Raw genomic sequence first — 20300 nt, 5'->3', positions numbered from 1 at the left:
TAGCCGAGTGAAAAGGTGAGGGCGCCGGATAGTAAACAAGAAGCAGTCATCCTAATAATCCAGGGTTCCGCTGTCTACGTTTTGAGCAGAGTTACAGTTACATGAATGGTCATTAACGCCCTTCAAGTGTAAAGCTTTGTAACATTCTGGTGCCAAATCATTTTTTATAGATTTGAGTTCGAAGGAAGGTTGACCGCTTGTAATCAGGTGAGCTATAAAACAACCACGAAGTGATCTTGGGTGGCAAGGTGTAAGGGCGAAGCAAATCCTCCTATATACGGAGCCTGAACAAGCTTGTCAGAGTGGGGTTCGAGTGCTAGGATTCGTGCCACAATTGCGACAAGCCTGTTAACAGGTCGCAGTAATATGCAGCACTTCGGTCAGCGATCGTGGTCTGCAGCTGAAATGTTCGACCTTTAGGGCATTGTCCCAAGGAGTACATATCAGGCCGGCATCGACGGATGCCTAGGGCACAAACCAAGCCTGAATTAGTCGTTTCGACTTAACCAACGGAGAATAACGAGTTATGGCAACTTTAACAGTTGAGCAGCAAGTTCAGCAGATCTACATCGGCCTTTTGGGTCGTGCAGCTGATAAAGCTGGCCTGGATTACTGGACCAACGAAATCACAACCGGTGTTCTGTCTATTGAACAGCTGCGTGCGAACATCGTTAATGAACAGCCAGAATACGCCGATGGCTTGGGTCTTCTGAGCCGCGCTCAGGTGGTTTCAGAGCTGTATCAAAACCTGTTTGAACGCGCCGCTGAATCAGCTGGCCTGAACTACTGGGTTAGCGGTGAAGGTTCTTCAGTAAACATTGACCAGCTCGTTCTGGCATTGACCAACGCTGCTGGCGCAAGCGATCGTTTGGCGCTGGACAACAAGACCGAAGCGGCTACGTACTACGCAGCTAATGTCGGTACTGGCTTTACTCGCGATGCAGCTAAAGCGGCCATCGAAGATGTAGATGGTACTCGTGCGTCGGTTGTGGAATCTAAGTCTGCTACTGATGCTGGAACTCAGTCTTCTGGGGATACTTTCACGCTAACTGCAGGTATCGACACTGTTACCGGCACGTCAAACAACGACACCATTAACGGTACTCTGAAAACTGCCGCGAACGCTGATGGGACCTTTTCGGCACTAGACACCATCGACGGCGGCGCAGGAACTGACACCCTGATCGTGAACAGTCTGACCACAGGTCTGAGCCTTCCTACTTCTGTCACTGTCAGCAATGTTGAAGTTGCGAAGCTGAACAGTGTTGACACCCTGACCGCTGATGTCTCTAGCTGGACTGGTTTGACTACCGCCAACGTGAAAGCTCTTGGCGCTACTGGTATCACAGCAGCTGCAACAACTGATGTTAATGAACTGACTTCTGTTGCTGCTTCGACCATCACTGGTGGTAAAGACGTCACTGTTGTTCACACTACTACTGGTGATGTAACTGCTGAAGCAACAGCAGGTGCTCTTAATGTAACGTCTGCGGTTGGTGATGTTGCAATCGGTGGTGGCCAAGACAATGACGCTACTACTGATGCTAAGGGCAGTGTATCTGTTAAGATGGGCGCTACAGCAGTTGCAAATGCCGGTGTTGTCTTTATTGACGGCGGTACAGCCATTGATGTGACGGCTACTAATGCAACTACTGTTGCAATTGAAGCTGCTAATACTGCTGCTAATACTGCTGCTGCCACTGCTGCTAACACTGCTGAAGCTGCCGATGACGTTATTGATACTCAAGTCCTCAACCTGGCCGCATTGACGTCGGGTTTGGCTGGTAACACTGGCGATATATTATCTGAAGTTCAGGCGCTGACTGCGGCTGCTTACGGTAATTCGTCAATCAGCCGTGCAGAGAAAGTGTCAATCGATGCTGCGTTTGTTGCTGGCGCTGATACCGCCGCTTCGCAAGTTGCAACAGCAGCAATCGCTGCTACATTGACTGCGTCTGTTAATGCAGCAAAAGTTACTTCAGCCGCTGCCGAAACCGCTGCTAAAACCGTTGAAACCGCTGCTAACGCAGTCGTAACTGCCGCTAACCTTGTGGCGGGTGCTGTTGATAACATGAATGTCACTGCTACACAGAACACAGCTCTGACATCAGTGAGCATTAATTCCAATGATGGTGCAACTAACTCAGTTACTGATGCTTCAACGCTTAGTAACACGTTAGCAACAGTGTCACTGAATGATGCTGGTGCAGCAACGCTAACTGGTAGCGCTATTGCAACAGTAAATTTGACCGATCAATCGGATACCGTTGCTATTGTTAATGCAACTGCAGCCAACACAGTGGCAATCAATGCCAATGGTGTGACTGGCACTGTAACCACCTCCGCTGGTGACACTAAAACGATCAACCTTACCAGCACTGGCACCAACACCTTTACGTTGACAGCTGCAGATACCACTGCTCTGAACATCTCAGGTGCGGGTTCCGTGACTCTCGGCTCAGTATTAGGCCAGGCTGCTGCAGTTATTAATGCATCAGCCGCAACCGGTGACGTAGCAATGGAAGTTGCTGCAGGGCAAGCCTTCACAGGTGGCTCAGGCAATGACACTGTCACAACCGGCGCTGCTTTGCAGACTGCCGCCGTTGCTGGCGGCGCAGGGACTGATACCCTAGTGTTAACTGACGCTGCAAACTATGCCACGACTGGTGCTGCGAAGTTCAGTGGTTTTGAAACACTGCAATCAGACGGCGTCGCGGTTGATGTGTCCAAATTCACCGGCTCTACGATCACTGCAATTAAAACTAACGGCGGCTCAACCTTCACCGCCTTGAACGCTACTCAGGCTGCGAATGTTACTGCTATAGCTGGTGGTGGTATTAGCTTGGGATTGACCGGCGCAACGACTGTTGGTCAGCTGGATACCGTTAACATCGACGTCAACGATGGGGCTTCTGCAGTTAACACCATTAATCTGGCAGCTCCGGTACTGGCAGGTGTTGAAACTATAAACCTGACAGCGACGGACAACACCATAATTTCAGCATTGACTGGTGTTACCGCTCTGACCAATCTCAACGTGACTGGCGCAGGCACTGTAGACATCACCTCTGATGTAGTTGCTCTAAACGTCAACTCCGTTATTGATGCTTCTGCTGTAGATAGCGCTGTTGTCCTAAACTTTTTGGGGGGCGCTGAGAACGGTATCTCTCTGAAGGCAGGCGATGGTAATAACACCTTGACTGGTACAGACATTGCCGGTAAAGGCAACGCTATCGTATCTGGCGATGGCAACAGTACTCTGACCGGTGGTCAAGCTGATGATGTCATCACGGCGGGTAATGGTAACAACACTGTCGTTACCGGCGCCGGTGCTAACACCGTTACTGCTGGTAATGGTGATAATGCCATCACCGGTGGTGCAGGCGTTGATACCATTACAGTCGGCAATGGTTACAACACGATCACTGCAGGAGCTGGAGATGACGTTATCTCTGTAGGTTCGGGTGGTGTGCTTAACCAAGCTGCAACAGGCGTAACGGGCGGAGCTGGTAACGATGCGATCACCTATGCTGCACACGCAGCGGGTGTATTTAACATCGTTACTCAGGGCTTGGCTGATAGTACTGTTAGTAGCGCCCAGACGTTCGCAGGCGGCACGATAGCTGCCGGCGATACCATGACCTTTGGTAATGGCGTCGATACCATTACCGGCTTTGGTGCTGCGAATGGCGATCTGCTCAATGTTGCTACTGCTTCAACCTTCGCTACATTGATCGGCGCATCGGCTTTAAACAGTGCTGGCGGCAATGACTTGACTGCAGACACCAACTACTTCGCTTCAGGCGCCTACAACGCAACAACCGGTGTGTTCACCTTTGCTGCTAACGGCACTGGCGCAGATACTCTTGTTCTGCAGTCAGGCGCTGATGACGGCATGGCTGGTGGTGATAACAGCATTGTTACCAACGATAACGCTATGATACTTGTCGGTGTAGACTCTGACGATCTGTCAGCTGCTATGTTCATCGCGTAAATTAAACATTTGAGGGCGCATATCCAGGCCCTCAATATTTTAATGAAGATTAATTGACAGCATCAACAGGCGAACACTCTTTGAGTCAATAGCCTGAGTACCTGTTCAAGGTACTAAATAAGACCCCATCAGGTTCGCCTGGTGGGGTTTTTTTGTCTGACAATTAATTCATGGACAAGCGCTCTCTTAGGTGTGAGTCATGGACAGGCACTCCTTCTTGCGTAACCTTATTGGACTGTCGGTCATTGATTATTGATTGATTATTCCTCTTCTCCATGGACAGGCACTCCTCTCATCCGTTTCCTCTCTTTTCTCTTCCCCCCCCCTGCTGCGCATAATTCCCGATTACGTAAAACACCCCCAAAAGCCGCTCAAAAATGTCCCGAACTTGGCGAGATTTATCGTTTTTTGGTTTATTGATGGACAGGCACTCTTCCTTCCCGTTTCTGCTCTCTGCTCCTTTCCCTTCCCCCCTGCTGCGCATAATTCCCGCCTTGCCATTGGGTAGTCATGGACAGAATGGACATGCATGGACAGGCACTCATCTCGTTCCACCTTGAAAACAATGCTCGCCGTGACGCGTGCTTTAATGGGCGTGGACAGGCACTTATCTCGTTCGGGCACTTATCTTACCCCTGCCATGGACAGGCACTACTATCAGTGGACGAGTGTGCATGGACAGGCACTCATCTGTTTTTGTCACATCTCTCTCAATGGACAGGCACTCCTCCCTTCAGGTATCTGCCTATGGACAGGCACAGCTTTTTCATTGCGCCTTTGTAGTCGAAGAACTACACTCTATTTATGCTCGATATTAAACAGACCGATACCTACCGAAAATGGGAGCGTAAACTTCGTGACTCGCGTGCTAAGGCATTGATTGCTGCGCGCATCTTTCGGCTCGCCAATAATATTGCAGGTGATGTGAAGCCGGTGGGGGCAGGGCGTCAGTGAACTGCGCATCCACCATGGCCCTGGATATCGTGTTTACTTCAAGCAGAGGGGTAATGAGGTGGTCATTTTGCTTTGTGGCGGGGATAAAGGGTGTTTTTGTCATGGACAGGCACTCTTTCTCGCTCCGTTTCCTCTATTTTTGCGTCTCTACATGGACAGGCACTCCTCCCTTCCCACGGCATGTATGACATTGTTGTCATGGAAACCATCTCTAAATGCCGCCAGTCATGGACAGGCACTCTTTCTTGATCGTGATAACGCACTCTCAATGGACAGGCACTCCTCCCTTCCGTTTCCTCTCTTTTCTCTTCCCTCCTACTGCGCGTAATTCCCGATTACGTAAAACACCCCCAAAAGCCGCTCAAAAATGTCCCGAACTTGGCGAGATTTATCGTTTTTTTGTAAAAGTTGAGCGGTAAGGCGGATTGCAGGCGGCTGCAGGCCCCGGTCGGTGGGGCCGGTCTAATGGTGGTTATCAGAGGGTATTGGCGCAGCTACGCCGCCCGTCGGTGTTCTTTGCGGTAATCGCCGTGGTTGGCTTCAAACGCCGTGGCGCGCTCGCACCAGCGCTCCGGGTCCAGATTCAGGCGTTGCAGGATCGGTAGTAACTCTGCAGAAATAGCGCCGCGTTTATCATCGCGGGTGATGCGCCCGGTTTCATCAACCAAGGCCAGGTAGTCGTCCAAGCGGAACAAAATGCCGCGCTGTTCGCAGTTGCGAATCACATGGTCAAAGCCCAGCAAGGGCTTCAACGGCACACTAAAATCATTCAGTGCCTGCTGTTCTGTCTGGTTTTGAATCGCTGCGGCCAGATCGAATATGGGCTGAACGCGCTCTTTTATACTGGTGTAGTCCGACGTTTCCGGGGTTTCGGCTATGGCTGCGCGAATGGGGTTCAGGTCTACATAGGCCATGCAGGTGAGCAGTGCTTCCTCGGTTTCCAAGGGATAGGACTTGAAGCGGCTTTCCCAGAAATGCCCTGTACACCGGTCTTCCCGGTTGGCCTGGCGCGCAATGGGTTCGTTCAAGCACTTCATAAACCAGCTTAAATCCGCCAGGCGGGCGCGAAACGTGTCCGCATATTGCGATACTCTTCTCAGTTCAGCCTGGCACAGCGCTTCTTCCCGTTGGTACCGCTGCACCAGTGGCGGGCCTTTGTGAAGGCAACACCAGCGCGCCAACACCTCATCGTCGCTCCATGGCTCAACATCGTTTGGGCTCAGCTTAACCACCAAATTACCCCTGCCATGGACAGGCACTACTATCAGTGGACGAGTGTGCATGGACAGGCACTCATCTGTTTTTGTCACATCTCTCTCAATGGACAGGCACTCCTCCCTTCAGGTATCTGCCTATGGACAGGCACAGCTTTTTCATTGCGCCTTTGTAGTCGAAGAACTACACTCTATTTATGCTCGATATTAAACAGACCGATACCTACCGAAAATGGGAGCGTAAACTTCGTGACTCGCGTGCTAAGGCATTGATTGCTGCGCGCATCTTTCGGCTCGCCAATAATATTGCAGGTGATGTGAAGCCGGTGGGGGCAGGGCGTCAGTGAACTGCGCATCCACCATGGCCCTGGATATCGTGTTTACTTCAAGCAGAGGGGTAATGAGGTGGTCATTTTGCTTTGTGGCGGGGATAAAGGGTGTTTTTGTCATGGACAGGCACTCTTTCTCGCTCCGTTTCCTCTATTTTTGCGTCTCTACATGGACAGGCACTCCTCCCTTCCCACGGCATGTATGACATTGTTGTCATGGAAACCATCTCTAAATGCCGCCAGTCATGGACAGGCACTCTTTCTTGATCGTGATAACGCACTCTCAATGGACAGGCACTCCTCCCTTCCGTTTCCTCTCTTTTCTCTTCCCTCCTACTGCGCGTAATTCCCGATTACGTAAAACACCCCCAAAAGCCGCTCAAAAATGTCCCGAACTTGGCGAGATTTATCGTTTTTTTGTAAAAGTTGAGCGGTAAGGCGGATTGCAGGCGGCTGCAGGCCCCGGTCGGTGGGGCCGGTCTAATGGTGGTTATCAGAGGGTATTGGCGCAGCTACGCCGCCCGTCGGTGTTCTTTGCGGTAATCGCCGTGGTTGGCTTCAAACGCCGTGGCGCGCTCGCACCAGCGCTCCGGGTCCAGATTCAGGCGTTGCAGGATCGGTAGTAACTCTGCAGAAATAGCGCCGCGTTTATCATCGCGGGTGATGCGCCCGGTTTCATCAACCAAGGCCAGGTAGTCGTCCAAGCGGAACAAAATGCCGCGCTGTTCGCAGTTGCGAATCACATGGTCAAAGCCCAGCAAGGGCTTCAACGGCACACTAAAATCATTCAGTGCCTGCTGTTCTGTCTGGTTTTGAATCGCTGCGGCCAGATCGAATATGGGCTGAACGCGCTCTTTTATACTGGTGTAGTCCGACGTTTCCGGGGTTTCGGCTATGGCTGCGCGAATGGGGTTCAGGTCTACATAGGCCATGCAGGTGAGCAGTGCTTCCTCGGTTTCCAAGGGATAGGACTTGAAGCGGCTTTCCCAGAAATGCCCTGTACACCGGTCTTCCCGGTTGGCCTGGCGCGCAATGGGTTCGTTCAAGCACTTCATAAACCAGCTTAAATCCGCCAGGCGGGCGCGAAACGTGTCCGCATATTGCGACACTCTTCTCAGTTCAGCCTGGCACAGCGCTTCTCCCCGTTGGTACCGCTGCACCAGTGGTGGGCCTTTGTGAAGGCAACACCAGCGCGCCAACACCTCATCGTCGCTCCATGGCTCAACATCGTTTGGGCTCAGCTTAACCACCAAGTGGTAATGGTTAGCCATCACCGCGTAGGCGGCAATCTCGACAGCAAATACGGAAGACAGCAAGCGAACGCGCTCTTCAATCCAGCCCCGCCGGTGTTCATAGCTGCGCCCGGTTTGCCGGTCTTCGCCACACAGGAAAGTGCGCCGCACACAGCGGGAAATGACGTGATAGTAGGGTGTGTCTGCAACGCTGATCTGCTCAGCTCGTGGCCTGGGCATGGGTGACTCCTTGTCAAATGCCGATAGCTGAAATGATGGCATAGTACTGGATGGATAACCAGCTTTCCGGTGGGAGGGGCTTCGCGCGGTGTATAGCCTTTCGCGGGGCGTGGTATGATCTGTATACAATGGGCGTGGACAGGCGTGGACAGGCACTCATCTCGTTCGCACATCCTTCTTTGCCTTGCGTTTTTGTAGTCTAAGAACTACAGTTAATTCATGCTTGATATCAAACAAACGGATACCTACCGAAAGTGGGAGCGCAAGCTCCGTGATCAGCGTGGCAAAGCCCTGATTGCAGCGCGCGTCTTTCGGCTGGCCAATGGTTTGCCTGGGGACGTTAAGCCTGTAGGGCAAGGTGTCAGCTAGCTGCGCATCCACCATGGCCCCGGGTACCGTGTCTACTTCAAGCAGCGTGCAATATTTGTATAATATTTGTATGGACAGGCACCCGCATACCCCGCCTTTCCCGTCCTTCTTTCCCCTCTCTTTCCACTTCGCCTCATCGGCTCTTACGTTAAATGCCGCCACCATACGTCAAAAAGGGCGCCATTCTGTTAAAAAGACCGTCTATAACGGAATCTCGGGCATGCACGAGTCCCGGTCAAAGAGGTCGGTCCGGGAACATTGTTTCGGTGATGTGCATGGACAGACAGGCACTCATCTCGTTCATTTTATGCCAATTTTTAGGCCGCAGCTCGAATGCAAAGGGCAATAGCTACTGGCTCGATCGATCATCCCACTTCCCTAAAGAACTTTCCTCGACCGGCAGCCAAATATTTGTTTTATTATCCTTTAAAGGTTAGTCTACCGGCCATCTGATCTTAGTCCGTTAAGTAACGGTTCCCACAAAGAGGGGATTGATCAGCCTATGATTTTCAAATATTTTCCGTCGCCATCTAAAGGTGACCATCTGCTGCTAAGTAAAAACCATGATCAGTATCGTCGTCCCAATGATGAATGAGGAAGCGGGGCTTCCAGCGCTCTTCGATGTGCTGATTCCCATCTGCCGAGATATGGGCCCGTTTGAAATTATTGCAGTAAATGACGGCAGTTCGGACACCACTCTCGATATCCTGGTGCAATACCAACAGAAAATCCCAGAACTGGCCATTGTTGACTTATCCCGCAACTTCGGTAAAGAGGCCGCTCTTATCGCCGGGCTGGCTCACTGTTCCGGGGCCGTCGCCATCACCATGGATGCCGATCTGCAGCACCCCCCTGAATACATTCCTAAAATGCTGGAAAAATGGCACGACGGCTATGAGATTGTTTCAGCCGTACGTGAGGACCGCCAGATAGAGACATTTACCAAACGGCTAACAGCAACCTATTTCTATAAAATATTCAATAAGATATCAGAAGTAAAGATCATGCAGGGAGAAGGAGATTTTCGTTTGCTTGATCGAAAAGCAATTGATGCCTTGCTTAGGCTGCCAGAGCGGGCGCGATTCAACAAGGGGCTTTTTAACTGGATCGGTTTCAAGCTGTGCCATATATACCATCCGTTACGGGAGCGCAGTGCGGGCGAGACCAAATGGGACTACCGCAAACTGCTTCGTTTCGCTATCGACGGTTTTATTTCATTCAGCAGCCTTCCATTGAAGATATGGACTCATATCGGTTTGATGTGTTCTTTTTCCGCTATCGTCTACGCAATTTATGTTTTTATAAAAACTCTCATTATCGGCTCCGAAATTCCAGGCTATCCAACCATTATAATTGCGATTTTTTTTATGGGCGGGTTGATTCTTTCCGGTATAGGAATTCTCGGTGAATACATCAGCCGTATCTTTGAAGAAACCAAGCAACGACCTTTGTATATTGTCCGCCAATTTCACCGCCCAGAAACTGAAGAAGAGAAATAATAATGTTTTTTTGCTAGAGGGTATTGGCAACCGAACCATGACCAACACAAGACAAATCATCAGATACGGCATCACCGGCCTGATAGGGACGACTGTTCATTTTGGAACCCTCTTTTTTCTGGTCGAAATATATGCCGTCGACGCAGTAAAAGCATCCTCTTGCGGCTTTATTCTAACGGTGATCATTTCTTATATACTGAACTACTTCTGGACATTTAAAACCCGCGGGAATCATCTGCCAACCTTCATCAAATATCTTTCCGTTTCCTGCAGCGGCTTGCTTCTTAATGCGCTTATCATGCATGTGGGAGTCAACAATTTTGGATTTCATTATGGCATTTCACAGGCATTTGTTGTCCTGGTCATTCCGCTGACCAACTACTTAATCAACCATTATTGGACTTTTGCTGGCCGTGTAGGAGAAAGAAGTTGAAAGGACGCTTAAGGAACATTGAAACGCTATTTCTTGCGGTCGCGATCGTCAATGTTTTCGCCGTTATTTTCTATCAATCAATCACCTACCGTGTATTTTTCCACTCTGACTCAGCGATCATCAATGTTCTGGCTGGAGAGATCGCAAGGACAGGCCAGTTTTTTCCAGAAGAATGGTATTATGGAAATGGTGATATATGGATTATTTTTAACCATGCCATCATTGCTCCTCTACTGCTTTTTTTTGAAAATAGCTTTGCCCTCCACGCTGCTTCCGGATGGATCTTTACCGGGCTTCTTTTAGCTTCGACAGTCTACTTTGCCAAGCGCCTTCATTTATCAAATACGGTACTTTTCGCTCTGGTGGCAACGATTTTTACCGGAATTTCCGCTTATGTATCCGAGAGCCTCTTTGGACAGATGTCCCATGGCTATGCCTGGGGATTCCTGTTTCTGCTCCTGACCCTTGGCGCTCTGTTACCGATAAAGTCGCGGAAAGAGGCGCAGATAGACCGATGGCACTTGGCGGCACTGGCCATTCTCCTTTTTCTATTAGGCCTGACTGGCGTCCGCTTTCTATTCAGCATATTGCTTCCGCTTTGCGCTGTGTTGATGATCATCATGTGTACGAAATACTTGCGTGACGGAATGCTAAAGGAAAGAAAACTTCAAAAAAGTAAAATATTTGAAGCGTCCAACTATTCATTTCTTGCTTTCCTTATTGGCTTTTTTCTTTTTTTCTACGGTTCAGGCCTGCTTTTAAACAAGAAGTGGTTGATCGATGCTGTCAGCTATATGGACATCTCCGCTTCCTTGACGATCACCAGCTTTGAACAGATCGCCAGACACCTTGATCTTTTCATTGAAGGATACTTTTTTTCTGCTGGAGTAGCGTTCCATCCTGGCTATGAATACAGCCTGCCAACGTTTTATAACACATCGATCGTGTCGCTGGATGGTATTGAAATGATCTTCCGCATCCTGCTGTTCGGATGGCTTTTCTTTCTACCCTGGGTGCTGCTGTTTAAAATTGGAAAAATCGACAGTCACCTGCTCTTTACGCTGGTCGTCTTTTACTGTTTCAGTTTTACCTTGACGCTAATTTTCTACCTTTTCAGCAATAATCTGGCAATAGCCATGCCCGCAATTCGCTACTTTTCACTGCTGCAGGTGCTGTCCACAACAATCAGCATTATTTTCATCTCTACACTGGCGAAAAATTGGGGTCCCCGTATCTGGCACCTCTATTTTGTTGTACTGGTTTTTCATTCAATATTTTCCTGGCAGCACCTTGTTGCAGATGGGCTGACACGGGGTGAAAGCGGCGAACTGCGCTTCAAGAAGAGTCAATTTGACCCGCTGATCTCTTTGCTGCGTGAGCATGATCTCGAGTATGGCTATGCAAGTTTCTGGAATGCTTCCGTCAATACGGTGCTGAGCGCGGGTGATGTTAGAATCGCGGGGGTCAATATAAATAGCGACGGAATCACACCATTCAGAGTCCTGACCTCTGAAGCCTGGTATCGCCCTTCCTTTTACCGCGGACCGACCTTCCTGATATTGAGTGCGCAAGAGGAGAAATTGATAAGCGATCACATCCTTACGCTACTTGGTCAACCTACAGTCATCCATGATGTCGATCACTTCCGAGTGCTTGTCTATGATTTCAATATCATGGAGAAGCTTTACGATGGAGGCCCTGTTTCTATAATGCGGTCTGCCTTACCCAGGGATGCCCGACATGGAAAGCTGGAAGGCTGTCCGGAGGAGTTAAAGATTCCTGCAGATGAAACGGTGAGGATACCACTTCAGGTTCGGAACCTGTCGCAGACAACATGGTCTTCGAGAGGTCCCTATCCGGTGCGCGTGGGCGCTCATCTGTTAGCACCGGATGGCACGCCCGTCCAACCTGACATATTACGCGCAGGGCTGGCAGGGGACCTACGCAAAGGGGAGCTAGTCGAGGTCAACGTCATCTTTCCCCCGGTCGATAACGGTGATTACCTGCTGTCTGTTGACCTTGTTCAAGATGGAGTTGCCTGGTTTAACAATGCCTGCCAAATCCGCTTGTCAGTCCGTTAAAATAAAACGAGGCCATTTGTCTTGCCGTTGTTAAAAAGGCGAAGTCCCGGACGCCGTAAGCGCCTATTGCAGCGAGACTTACGTATAGCACTGAATATCATGATGTGCATGGACAGGCACTCATCTCGTTCGGCCTTGCGGTTTTGTAGTCTAAGAACTACAGTTGATTCATGCTTGATACCCAGCAAAGTGATATCGACACTGCAGTACGTCTGGCAGCAGGGTGAGAGGCGTTATGAGCGACAAGATTTACGATTACGATCCAGCGGCGGCGCTGAAGAGCGAGGAAGCCATTGCGGTGTTTCTCACCGATGCCCTGGAAACGGGTGATATCGCCTACATTGCAAAAGCAATGGGCGTTGTGGCTCGCGCCAAGGGCATGACAGAACTGGCCCGTGAAACGGGACTTTCCCGTGAGCAGCTGTATCGCTCCTTCAGTGAGCAAGGTAATCCTACCTTGAAAACAATGCTCGCCGTGACGCGTGCTTTGGGCGTGGTCTTGACTGCTCGGCCACACGAAGAACCGGCAGCGTGATCCGACCTTTCCTGGACAGGCATTCCTCTTTCCTCCAGGCAGGGACATCCTAAGCATCCGGAAGGGCCTGTGCCTGCCCTGCCATGGACAGGCACTACTATCAAGTACATTATTCTCGACGTACTGGCTCGGGATGGTGATGGTCACTGCTATAATGTCGAGATACAAGTTCGTCACTATGGAACCTGGCACAAGCGGGGTCTGTTCTATCTGGCTCGTACTCTGGGCACCCAGCTGAATGCGGGTGATGATTACCAGGAGCTGCGTGCCTCGGTGGGGTTGCATCTGCTGGACTTTGATCTGTTTACGGAATCAGAGTCTGAACGCCAACAGGCGGTGTGGCGTTTCGAGATGCGTGATGAAGCCCAGCCCAATATTTCGCTGGGGAACATTTTGCAGATGAACCTGATCGAACTGAACAAAGCGGATCACCTGGGCTTGCCAGAAGGCCCACTGCGCGCCTGGATTACTTTTTTCAAGCACTGGCAGGAGGAATTGACCATGGCCAATGTGGAACATGAACCGGTTAAGAAGGCGATGAGCCGCATCCGCGAGTTAAGTGCGGACGAGGAAGCTCGTCGTCTGGCGTTCGTTAGGGAGCGGGCACTTCGGGATGAAGTATCTTTGTTGAATGACGCTAAGACGGAGGGACAGCGTGAAGCCAGGCAAGAGATGGCCCGCAATCTAATTAACCGTACCGAGATGAACGACCAGGTGATTGCGGAGATTGCTGGTTTGACGTTTGATGAGGTCAGTCGGTTAAGGTCAGAGATCAAGCACTGACCGAAACTCAATGAGAGTTACGAACATGACAAGGGCAGCCAATTAGGGCTGCCCTTGCTGTATCTATATGGATGTAACGGCTCTCAGGCAATAAACCAATCATTGGCGGAGGCGTCATAATCCAGGCCGGGCAGCCAGTCATTAGCGTTCGCGCGATTCTCTGCCGATTGAGCGAAACTGACCAGCACGTCGGCGTGGCTACGGCCCTTCTGCTCTATGTCCATCAGCCAGTAATCCATGCCAGATAAATCCGCAGGACGCTCTAGTACGTTGAGGTAAAGTTGATTGATGTAGCATGCTATCTGCTCCAAGTCGAACTCGAAGACCGTTCACCTCTGTCTCGAACCCAAATTGGTCAAAGTTCAATCCGTAGGCGCTGACGTCTATTTTGTCTCCGTTGGACGGCCCCGTATCGTTTTCGAAATCAGTGATTGTGTCATCGTTGTCGCCTGAACGCTTCACGAATGTGTCGTTCCCGGAACCACCTGTTAGATTATCGTTGCCCATTCCGCCGATTATAACGTCATTGCCTGGGTCATGGACAGGCACTCCTTCTTGCGCGCCAAATACCCATTCGCTTGTTGTTCAACGAGCCGGATCTGAACCTGCGCGCCGAATACGCGCTGTTTGATCGACAAACGGCGAGGCCCCTGTGCGTGGGCGACGGCGAGCAGTGCAAACGCCGCACCCGTGAGGGCATGGAAACCCTGCCGTGCCTGCCCCAGACGCCTGTCCACTGGCCCAAGGCGGCGCCTGCAAGCCCTATGGCCGGCTGAACGTGGTGATTGGGTAGGATGATCCGTTGGGCAGTTTTATCTTCCGCACCACCGGCTTCAACTCCATACGCACGCTTGCCGCCCGACTGGCGTACTTCAAAGCCATTTCCGGCAACCGACTGGCCTGCCTGCCTCTGGAGCTCAGGCTCCGAGGCAAGTCCACCCGCCAAAGCCGGGGTACCCCGATTTACTACGTGGACATCACCCTCAGAGAGGGATGGAGCCTGCAGGTAAAACCTGAACCGGAACGCACTTCTGAAGACGTAAAGCCATCCACACAACCCCTGGCCAAACAGGCCTGACCCTTTCATGCCTGCCGAGTGCGGGTTCTTTATAACGATTTCATCCTGCCCCTGACCCTGGTCATTTCAAACTGTGCACGGAGCATTCTCATGGATACCGTACTGCCCCCAAAACTGATGGCCGGAGAAACCCCCGATACCTATCGGGTCGAGGGCGATGTGACCGATGCCCAACTGTTGCACCTGGCCAAACTGTTGGCCCGGCGCAAACTGCGCAAAGGCAGCAAACTGACAACCCCCGATCAAACCAATCGCTGCCTGCAATCGCTGCTTCTGGATTATCCCTACGAAGTGTTTGGTATTCTGCTGCTGGACAACCGGCATCGCGTGATACGGTTTGAAGAACTGTTCCGGGGTACCCTCGACGGTGCCGCCGTGTACCCACGGGAGGTGATCAAACACGCCATCCAGCACAACGCGGGTGGTTGTAACGTCACTGCCAAGCCCAGTCTCACGCTCGCTTAAGGCGGCGTGGGTGTGTGGGAGGCGCAGCGACTCTTTTTTTGGTTTTATTCAGGCAACGAGCCAATGGGGTAGGGCCGAGCACACTCAGGCGGGTGAGGGTGTGTGGTAAACTAGGGCCATTCATAAAGGAGAACGCATGACTCAGCAAGAGGATCACCGTCGCGCCGACCACGACAGCCCGTGGAAGATGGCGCTGGAGGCGTATTTTGAAGAATTTCTTGAGTTACTTTTTCCAGCGATGAATGTGCACGTAGACTGGTCAAAGGGCTACAGTTTTCTTGATAATGAGCTACACTACAGCAGATTACCGCCGATGCGCACAGTGGCCGACGCTATGCCGACAAGCTTATTAAGGTCTACGCTAAAGACGGTGGCGAAACCTGGGTGCTCATTCACGTGGAGGTGCAGGGTGAGCCGGAAGACGATTTTGCCGAGCGCATGTATACTTATCAGTATCGGCTGCGGGATCGTTACGGGATGGATGTGGTGAGCCTGGCCGTTTTGGCGGACACTCGCTACAGCTTCCGGCCAACGCTGTTTCAGTATAAGCGCTGGGGCTGTGAGCTGGTGTTTACTTTCCCCATCGCTAAACTGATTGACTGGGAAACACGTTGGGCGGAGCTGGAAACCAGCGATAACGTGTTTGCTCTGGTTGTGATGGCCCAGATCAAAGCTAAGCGGATAAAGGACGGGGCGTCACGCAAGGAGACCAAGGTCGCCCTGACACGGCTGCTGTTTGAGCAAGGTTATCAGCGCGATGAGATCATTCGGCTGTTTAACATTATCGATTGGATGATTCAGTTGCCGAGAGGTTTGGAACCGGAATTTGTAAAGGCGGTCTACGCCATACAGGAGGAAAAACACATGCCTTATATCAACACCGTGGAACGCTTGGAGCGTGAGAAAGAACGCTTGGAGGGTATGCAGGAAGGGCTGCAGGAAGGCCGTCGTGAGGCCGAGCTACGCGCCCTGGCGGAGAAGCGCGAGACTGTCCGCAATCTGTTGTCATTTGGGGTGCTTAGTGATCAGCAAATCTCTGATGCCACGGGTTTGAAGCTGGAAGAGATTGCTAAGCTGCGGGTTGAAGACAAACATTGATGCAAAAGAACTTTTTAGTCAGACATAAAAAGGGCAGCCACAGGCTGCCCTTTGTGTTTCTGGTGCCATACTCAGGGTTTGTCGGGTGGTTGCTGGATCACGTGGTGGTCGGCTATGAAGGCTACACCTCGTTTGCGGAACGCGGGTGGCTGTAACGTCGTGCAAAACTGAACGCTTCTTCACGCTGGCCATCAGGCCGCGCGGGGGAGTATTCAGGCGGCTTTCTTTTTTTTGCCTTTGCCGCGCGCGACGGTGCAGGGAAAATGCTTGACAAGCCGAAATGTGGTACAATTGAACATCAGAAATAAGAAGGAAATGAATGGCCAGCAATCACCATGACACCGGCTACAAAGAGTTGTTTAGCCACCCGGAATTTGTGCAGCAGTTGATAGAGGGTTTTGCACCGAATGAGATCGCAAGCCTGATGAACTTCTCCACGCTCAAGCAGCACAGCGGGAACTACATCACGCCGCTGTTTGAGGAAAAGTTTGAGGATGTCGTGTGGTCAGTGGACGTCACATGGAATGGGGTAACGCAGGACGTGGTTCTCTACATTTTGTTGGAGTTTCAATCCAAAATTGATAACACCATGCCGCTGCGCCTGATGCACTATGTGGCTTGTTTTTACGATCACCTGCTGAAGAATCGGTCCACCACGGCGCGGCAAGGCTTGCCGCCGATCTTTCCGGTGGTTCTGTACAATGGCTCTCAGCGCTGGTCGGCTCAACAGGACATTTACGACATGGTGCAGCCGGAACCCCCGGAGTTTCTGAGAGCGTACCAGCCACACCTTCGCTATTATCTGATTGACGAGGGACACTACACGGATGAAGAATTGAGCAATCACCACTCACCCCTGAGCGGCGTGTTTGGTATTGAGAACGCAGGCCATAGCTGGGAAGCACTGCAGCAGGCCGTGGATCGCGTGGTTGGGATTATCGAAGCCGATCCCAACAAAGAACGGGTAGATCGTATTATCACCCGCTGGATTAAGCGCCATCTGAGCAGGTTGGGCGCAGGCCTTCATTTGGAGCGGCTCGACAGTTTAACGGAGGACAGAGATATGTTGGCAGAGAATCTGGAAAATCTGGTTAAGAAAGAACGCTTGGAAGGCCTGCAGGAAGGCCTGCTGGAAGGCCGTCGTGAGGCTGAGCTACGCGCCCTGGCGGAGAAGCGCGAGACTGTCCGCAATCTGTTGTCATTTGGGGTGCTTAGTGATCAGCAAATCTCTGATGCCACGGGTTTGAAGCTGGAAGAGATTGCTAAGCTGCGGGTTGAAGACAAACATTGATGCAAAAGAACTTTTTAGTCAGACATAAAAAGGGCAGCCACAGGCTGCCCTTTGTGTTTCTGGTGCCATACTCAGGGTTTGTCGGGTGGTTGCTGGATCACGTGGTGGTCGGCTATGAAGGCTACACCTCGTTTGCGGAACGCGGGTGGCTGTAACGTCGTGCAAAACTGAACGCTTCTTCACGCTGGCCATCAGGCCGCGCGGGGGAGTATTCAGGCGGCTTTCTTTTTTTTGCCTTTGCCGCGCGCGACGGTGCAGGGAAAATGCTTGACAAGCCGAAATGTGGTACAATTGAACATCAGAAATAAGAAGGAAATGAATGGCCAGCAATCACCATGACACCGGCTACAAAGAGTTGTTTAGCCACCCGGAATTTGTGCAGCAGTTGATAGAGGGTTTTGCACCGAATGAGATCGCAAGCCTGATGAACTTCTCCACGCTCAAGCAGCACAGCGGGAACTACATCACGCCGCTGTTTGAGGAAAAGTTTGAGGATGTCGTGTGGTCAGTGGACGTCACATGGAATGGGGTAACGCAGGACGTGGTTCTCTACATTTTGTTGGAGTTTCAATCCAAAATTGATAACACCATGCCGCTGCGCCTGATGCACTATGTGGCTTGTTTTTACGATCACCTGCTGAAGAATCGGTCCACCACGGCGCGGCAAGGCTTGCCGCCGATCTTTCCGGTGGTTCTGTACAATGGCTCTCAGCGCTGGTCGGCTCAACAGGACATTTACGACATGGTGCAGCCGGAACCCCCGGAGTTTCTGAGAGCGTACCAGCCACACCTTCGCTATTATCTGATTGACGAGGGACACTACACGGATGAAGAATTGAGCAATCACCACTCACCCCTGAGCGGCGTGTTTGGTATTGAGAACGCAGGCCATAGCTGGGAAGCACTGCAGCAGGCCGTGGATCGCGTGGTTGGGATTATCGAAGCCGATCCCAACAAAGAACGGGTAGATCGTATTATCACCCGCTGGATTAAGCGCCATCTGAGCAGGTTGGGCGCAGGCCTTCATTTGGAGCGGCTCGACAGTTTAACGGAGGACAGAGATATGTTGGCAGAGAATCTGGAAAATCTGGTTAAGAAAGAACGCTTGGAAGGCCTGCAGGAAGGCCTGCAGGAAGGTCGCCAGGAAGGCCTTCAAGAGGGCCTTCAGGAGGGTGCCCTTAAAGCACGGTGTGAGACGGCGAGAAATCTGTTGTCATTTGGTGTGCTTAGTGACCAGCAAATCTCTGATGCCACGGGTTTGAAGCTGGAAGAGATTGCCAAACTGCGACTGGAAGACAAGCACTAGCTTAAAATGTCTCCGCCCGTTGGAGGTAGAGGACAGAGGTGTGTTGGCAGAGAATCTGGAAAATCTGGTTAAGAAAGAACGATTGGAAGGTATGCAGGAAGGCCGTCAAGAAGGGGCTTTCGAGGCCTGACACTAAATGAGGTCAGCCATCTGCGGGCTCGGCTGACGTCACGACGCGCGACGCGACGATTATGGACAGGCACTCGTTCTTGTTCCGCGATTCGGGGCAGACGCGAGTCCCGATCATTGTCGCCGGTAGCGGGGAATGGCTCGAAAGGGTACGCCGCTAGGCCGCTCGTCGGCGCTCTTTTCGATAGTCGCCGTAAGTTGCCTCAAACGTCAAACGTTTTGTCATGGACAGGCACTCGTTTTCCGTTTTTTGTTGGAGTTTCAATCCAAAATTGATAACACCATGCCGCTGCGCCTGATGCACTATGTGGCTTGTTTTTACGATCACCTGCTGAAGAATCGGTCCACCACGGCGCGGCAAGGCTTGCCGCCGATCTTTCCGGTGGTTCTGTACAATGGCTCTCAGCGCTGGTCGGCTCAACAGGACATTTACGACATGGTGCAGCCGGAACCCCCGGAGTTTCTGAGAGCGTACCAGCCACACCTTCGCTATTATCTGATTGACGAGGGACACTACACGGATGAAGAATTGAGCAATCACCACTCACCCCTGAGCGGCGTGTTTGGTATTGAGAACGCAGGCCATAGCTGGGAAGCACTGCAGCAGGCCGTGGATCGCGTGGTTGGGATTATCGAAGCCGATCCCAACAAAGAACGGGTAGATCGTATTATCACCCGCTGGATTAAGCGCCATCTGAGCAGGTTGGGCGCAGGCCTTCATTTGGAGCGGCTCGACAGTTTAACGGAGGACAGAGATATGTTGGCAGAGAATCTGGAAAATCTGGTTAAGAAAGAACGCTTGGAAGGCCTGCAGGAAGGCCTGCAGGAAGGTCGCCAGGAAGGCCTTCAAGAGGGCCTTCAGGAGGGTGCCCTTAAAGCACGGTGTGAGACGGCGAGAAATCTGTTGTCATTTGGTGTGCTTAGTGACCAGCAAATCTCTGATGCCACGGGTTTGAAGCTGGAAGAGATTGCCAAACTGCGACTGGAAGACAAGCACTAGCTTAAAATGTCTCCGCCCGTTGGAGGTAGAGGACAGAGGTGTGTTGGCAGAGAATCTGGAAAATCTGGTTAAGAAAGAACGATTGGAAGGTATGCAGGAAGGCCGTCAAGAAGGGGCTTTCGAGGCCTGACACTAAATGAGGTCAGCCATCTGCGGGCTCGGCTGACGTCACGACGATTATCGACGGTGCAGGGACAGGTGGGTGCAGGGACAGGCACTCCTTCCTTTTTCTCCTTCCTTTTTTCCGATTGCGACGTTCGATAATGTCGT

General features: G+C 51.5%; 16 protein-coding genes and 5 pseudogenes. 18 read left to right on the top strand and 3 right to left on the bottom strand.

The features are described 5' to 3' along the window. Window positions 1-526 precede the first annotated feature (526 nt). A complete protein-coding gene (locus MIH19_RS13435; protein WP_249005355.1) occupies window positions 527-3994 on the top strand; it encodes a DUF4214 domain-containing protein in 3468 nt (1155 codons plus the stop codon). An 804-nt stretch (window positions 3995-4798) separates the two neighbouring features. Then, window positions 4799-5036 (top strand): annotated as a pseudogene (locus MIH19_RS13430) (type II toxin-antitoxin system RelE/ParE family toxin); the annotation flags it as partial. A 406-nt stretch (window positions 5037-5442) separates the two neighbouring features. Here MIH19_RS13430 and MIH19_RS13425 read toward each other — a convergent pair. Beyond that, complete coding sequence (locus tag MIH19_RS13425; RefSeq protein ID WP_249005354.1) at window positions 5443-6180, bottom strand: transposase; 738 nt, start codon at window positions 6178-6180, stop codon at window positions 5443-5445. A gap of 179 nt (window positions 6181-6359) precedes the next feature. Between MIH19_RS13425 and MIH19_RS13420 the strand changes: the two are divergent. Then, window positions 6360-6597, top strand: a pseudogene (locus MIH19_RS13420) (type II toxin-antitoxin system RelE/ParE family toxin); the annotation flags it as partial. Window positions 6598-7003: 406 nt separating this feature from the next. On the opposite strand, the gene MIH19_RS13415 reads toward MIH19_RS13420, so the two are convergent. Then, the gene (locus tag MIH19_RS13415) at window positions 7004-7963 is read right to left on the bottom strand and encodes a transposase (RefSeq protein ID WP_249005353.1); all 960 of its coding nucleotides are present in this window, start codon (window positions 7961-7963) and stop codon (window positions 7004-7006) included. 219 nt (window positions 7964-8182) lie between these two features. Here MIH19_RS13415 and MIH19_RS13410 point away from each other — a divergent pair. From MIH19_RS13410 to MIH19_RS13385, 6 genes and pseudogenes are all read left to right on the top strand, one after another. After that, window positions 8183-8329: pseudogene (locus tag MIH19_RS13410) on the top strand (type II toxin-antitoxin system RelE/ParE family toxin); the annotation flags it as partial. A gap of 566 nt (window positions 8330-8895) precedes the next feature. Then, a complete protein-coding gene (locus tag MIH19_RS13405; RefSeq protein WP_249005352.1) occupies window positions 8896-9831 on the top strand; it encodes a glycosyltransferase family 2 protein in 936 nt (311 codons plus the stop codon). A 37-nt stretch (window positions 9832-9868) separates the two neighbouring features. Beyond that, the gene (locus tag MIH19_RS13400; protein WP_249005351.1) at window positions 9869-10264 is read left to right on the top strand and encodes a GtrA family protein; all 396 of its coding nucleotides are present in this window, start codon (window positions 9869-9871) and stop codon (window positions 10262-10264) included. Then, entirely contained in the window at window positions 10261-12345 is a 2085-nt protein-coding gene (locus MIH19_RS13395; protein ID WP_249005350.1) for a hypothetical protein, read from the top strand. The genes MIH19_RS13400 and MIH19_RS13395 overlap by 4 nt, the downstream gene beginning before the upstream one ends. A gap of 235 nt (window positions 12346-12580) precedes the next feature. Continuing rightward, window positions 12581-12880: an addiction module antidote protein gene (locus tag MIH19_RS13390; RefSeq protein WP_249005349.1), complete on the top strand. Its 300-nt coding sequence runs from the start codon at window positions 12581-12583 to the stop codon at window positions 12878-12880. A 69-nt stretch (window positions 12881-12949) separates the two neighbouring features. Beyond that, window positions 12950-13663 carry an Rpn family recombination-promoting nuclease/putative transposase gene (locus MIH19_RS13385; protein WP_249005348.1) on the top strand — a complete coding sequence of 238 codons (714 nt, stop codon included), beginning with the start codon at window positions 12950-12952 and terminating at the stop codon, window positions 13661-13663. 83 nt (window positions 13664-13746) lie between these two features. On the opposite strand, the gene MIH19_RS13380 is transcribed toward MIH19_RS13385, so the two are convergent. Beyond that, on the bottom strand, window positions 13747-13902 hold the full coding sequence (locus MIH19_RS13380) for a hypothetical protein (RefSeq protein WP_249005347.1): 156 nt from the start codon (window positions 13900-13902) through the stop codon (window positions 13747-13749). Window positions 13903-14229: 327 nt separating this feature from the next. On the opposite strand from MIH19_RS13380, the pseudogene MIH19_RS13370 reads away from it, so the two are divergent. The 9 genes and pseudogenes from MIH19_RS13370 to MIH19_RS13330 form a co-directional block, all read left to right on the top strand. Then, a pseudogene (locus tag MIH19_RS13370) lies at window positions 14230-14651 on the top strand (hydrolase or metal-binding protein); the annotation flags it as partial. Between the two features lie 180 nt (window positions 14652-14831). Next, complete coding sequence (locus MIH19_RS13365; RefSeq protein ID WP_249005346.1) at window positions 14832-15206, top strand: JAB domain-containing protein; 375 nt, start codon at window positions 14832-14834, stop codon at window positions 15204-15206. 384 nt (window positions 15207-15590) lie between these two features. Continuing rightward, the gene (locus tag MIH19_RS13360) at window positions 15591-16304 is read left to right on the top strand and encodes a hypothetical protein (protein ID WP_249005345.1); all 714 of its coding nucleotides are present in this window, start codon (window positions 15591-15593) and stop codon (window positions 16302-16304) included. Continuing rightward, complete coding sequence (locus MIH19_RS13355; protein ID WP_249018552.1) at window positions 16304-16459, top strand: hypothetical protein; 156 nt, start codon at window positions 16304-16306, stop codon at window positions 16457-16459. Before MIH19_RS13360 ends, MIH19_RS13355 begins: the two co-directional genes overlap by 1 nt. Before the next feature lie 164 nt (window positions 16460-16623). Then, a complete protein-coding gene (locus tag MIH19_RS13350; RefSeq protein WP_249018553.1) occupies window positions 16624-17595 on the top strand; it encodes an Rpn family recombination-promoting nuclease/putative transposase in 972 nt (323 codons plus the stop codon). Next, window positions 17595-17750 (top strand): hypothetical protein, encoded by a 156-nt coding sequence (locus MIH19_RS13345; RefSeq protein ID WP_249018552.1) that lies wholly within the window; start codon window positions 17595-17597, stop codon window positions 17748-17750. Before MIH19_RS13350 ends, MIH19_RS13345 begins: the two co-directional genes overlap by 1 nt. Before the next feature lie 164 nt (window positions 17751-17914). Then, window positions 17915-18901, top strand: a complete 987-nt coding sequence (locus MIH19_RS13340) for an Rpn family recombination-promoting nuclease/putative transposase (protein ID WP_249005343.1) — start codon at window positions 17915-17917, stop codon at window positions 18899-18901. A 265-nt stretch (window positions 18902-19166) separates the two neighbouring features. Beyond that, complete coding sequence (locus MIH19_RS13335) at window positions 19167-20030, top strand: Rpn family recombination-promoting nuclease/putative transposase (RefSeq protein WP_249005342.1); 864 nt, start codon at window positions 19167-19169, stop codon at window positions 20028-20030. A gap of 19 nt (window positions 20031-20049) precedes the next feature. Beyond that, a pseudogene (locus tag MIH19_RS13330) lies at window positions 20050-20145 on the top strand (transposase); the annotation flags it as partial. Between the last annotated feature and the right edge of the window lie 155 nt (window positions 20146-20300).

It is taken from the genome of Marinobacter sp. M1C, assembly GCF_023314135.1.
Taxonomy (GTDB): Bacteria; Pseudomonadota; Gammaproteobacteria; order Pseudomonadales; family Oleiphilaceae; genus Marinobacter.
This window is presented reverse-complemented; position numbering and strand designations above follow the sequence as displayed.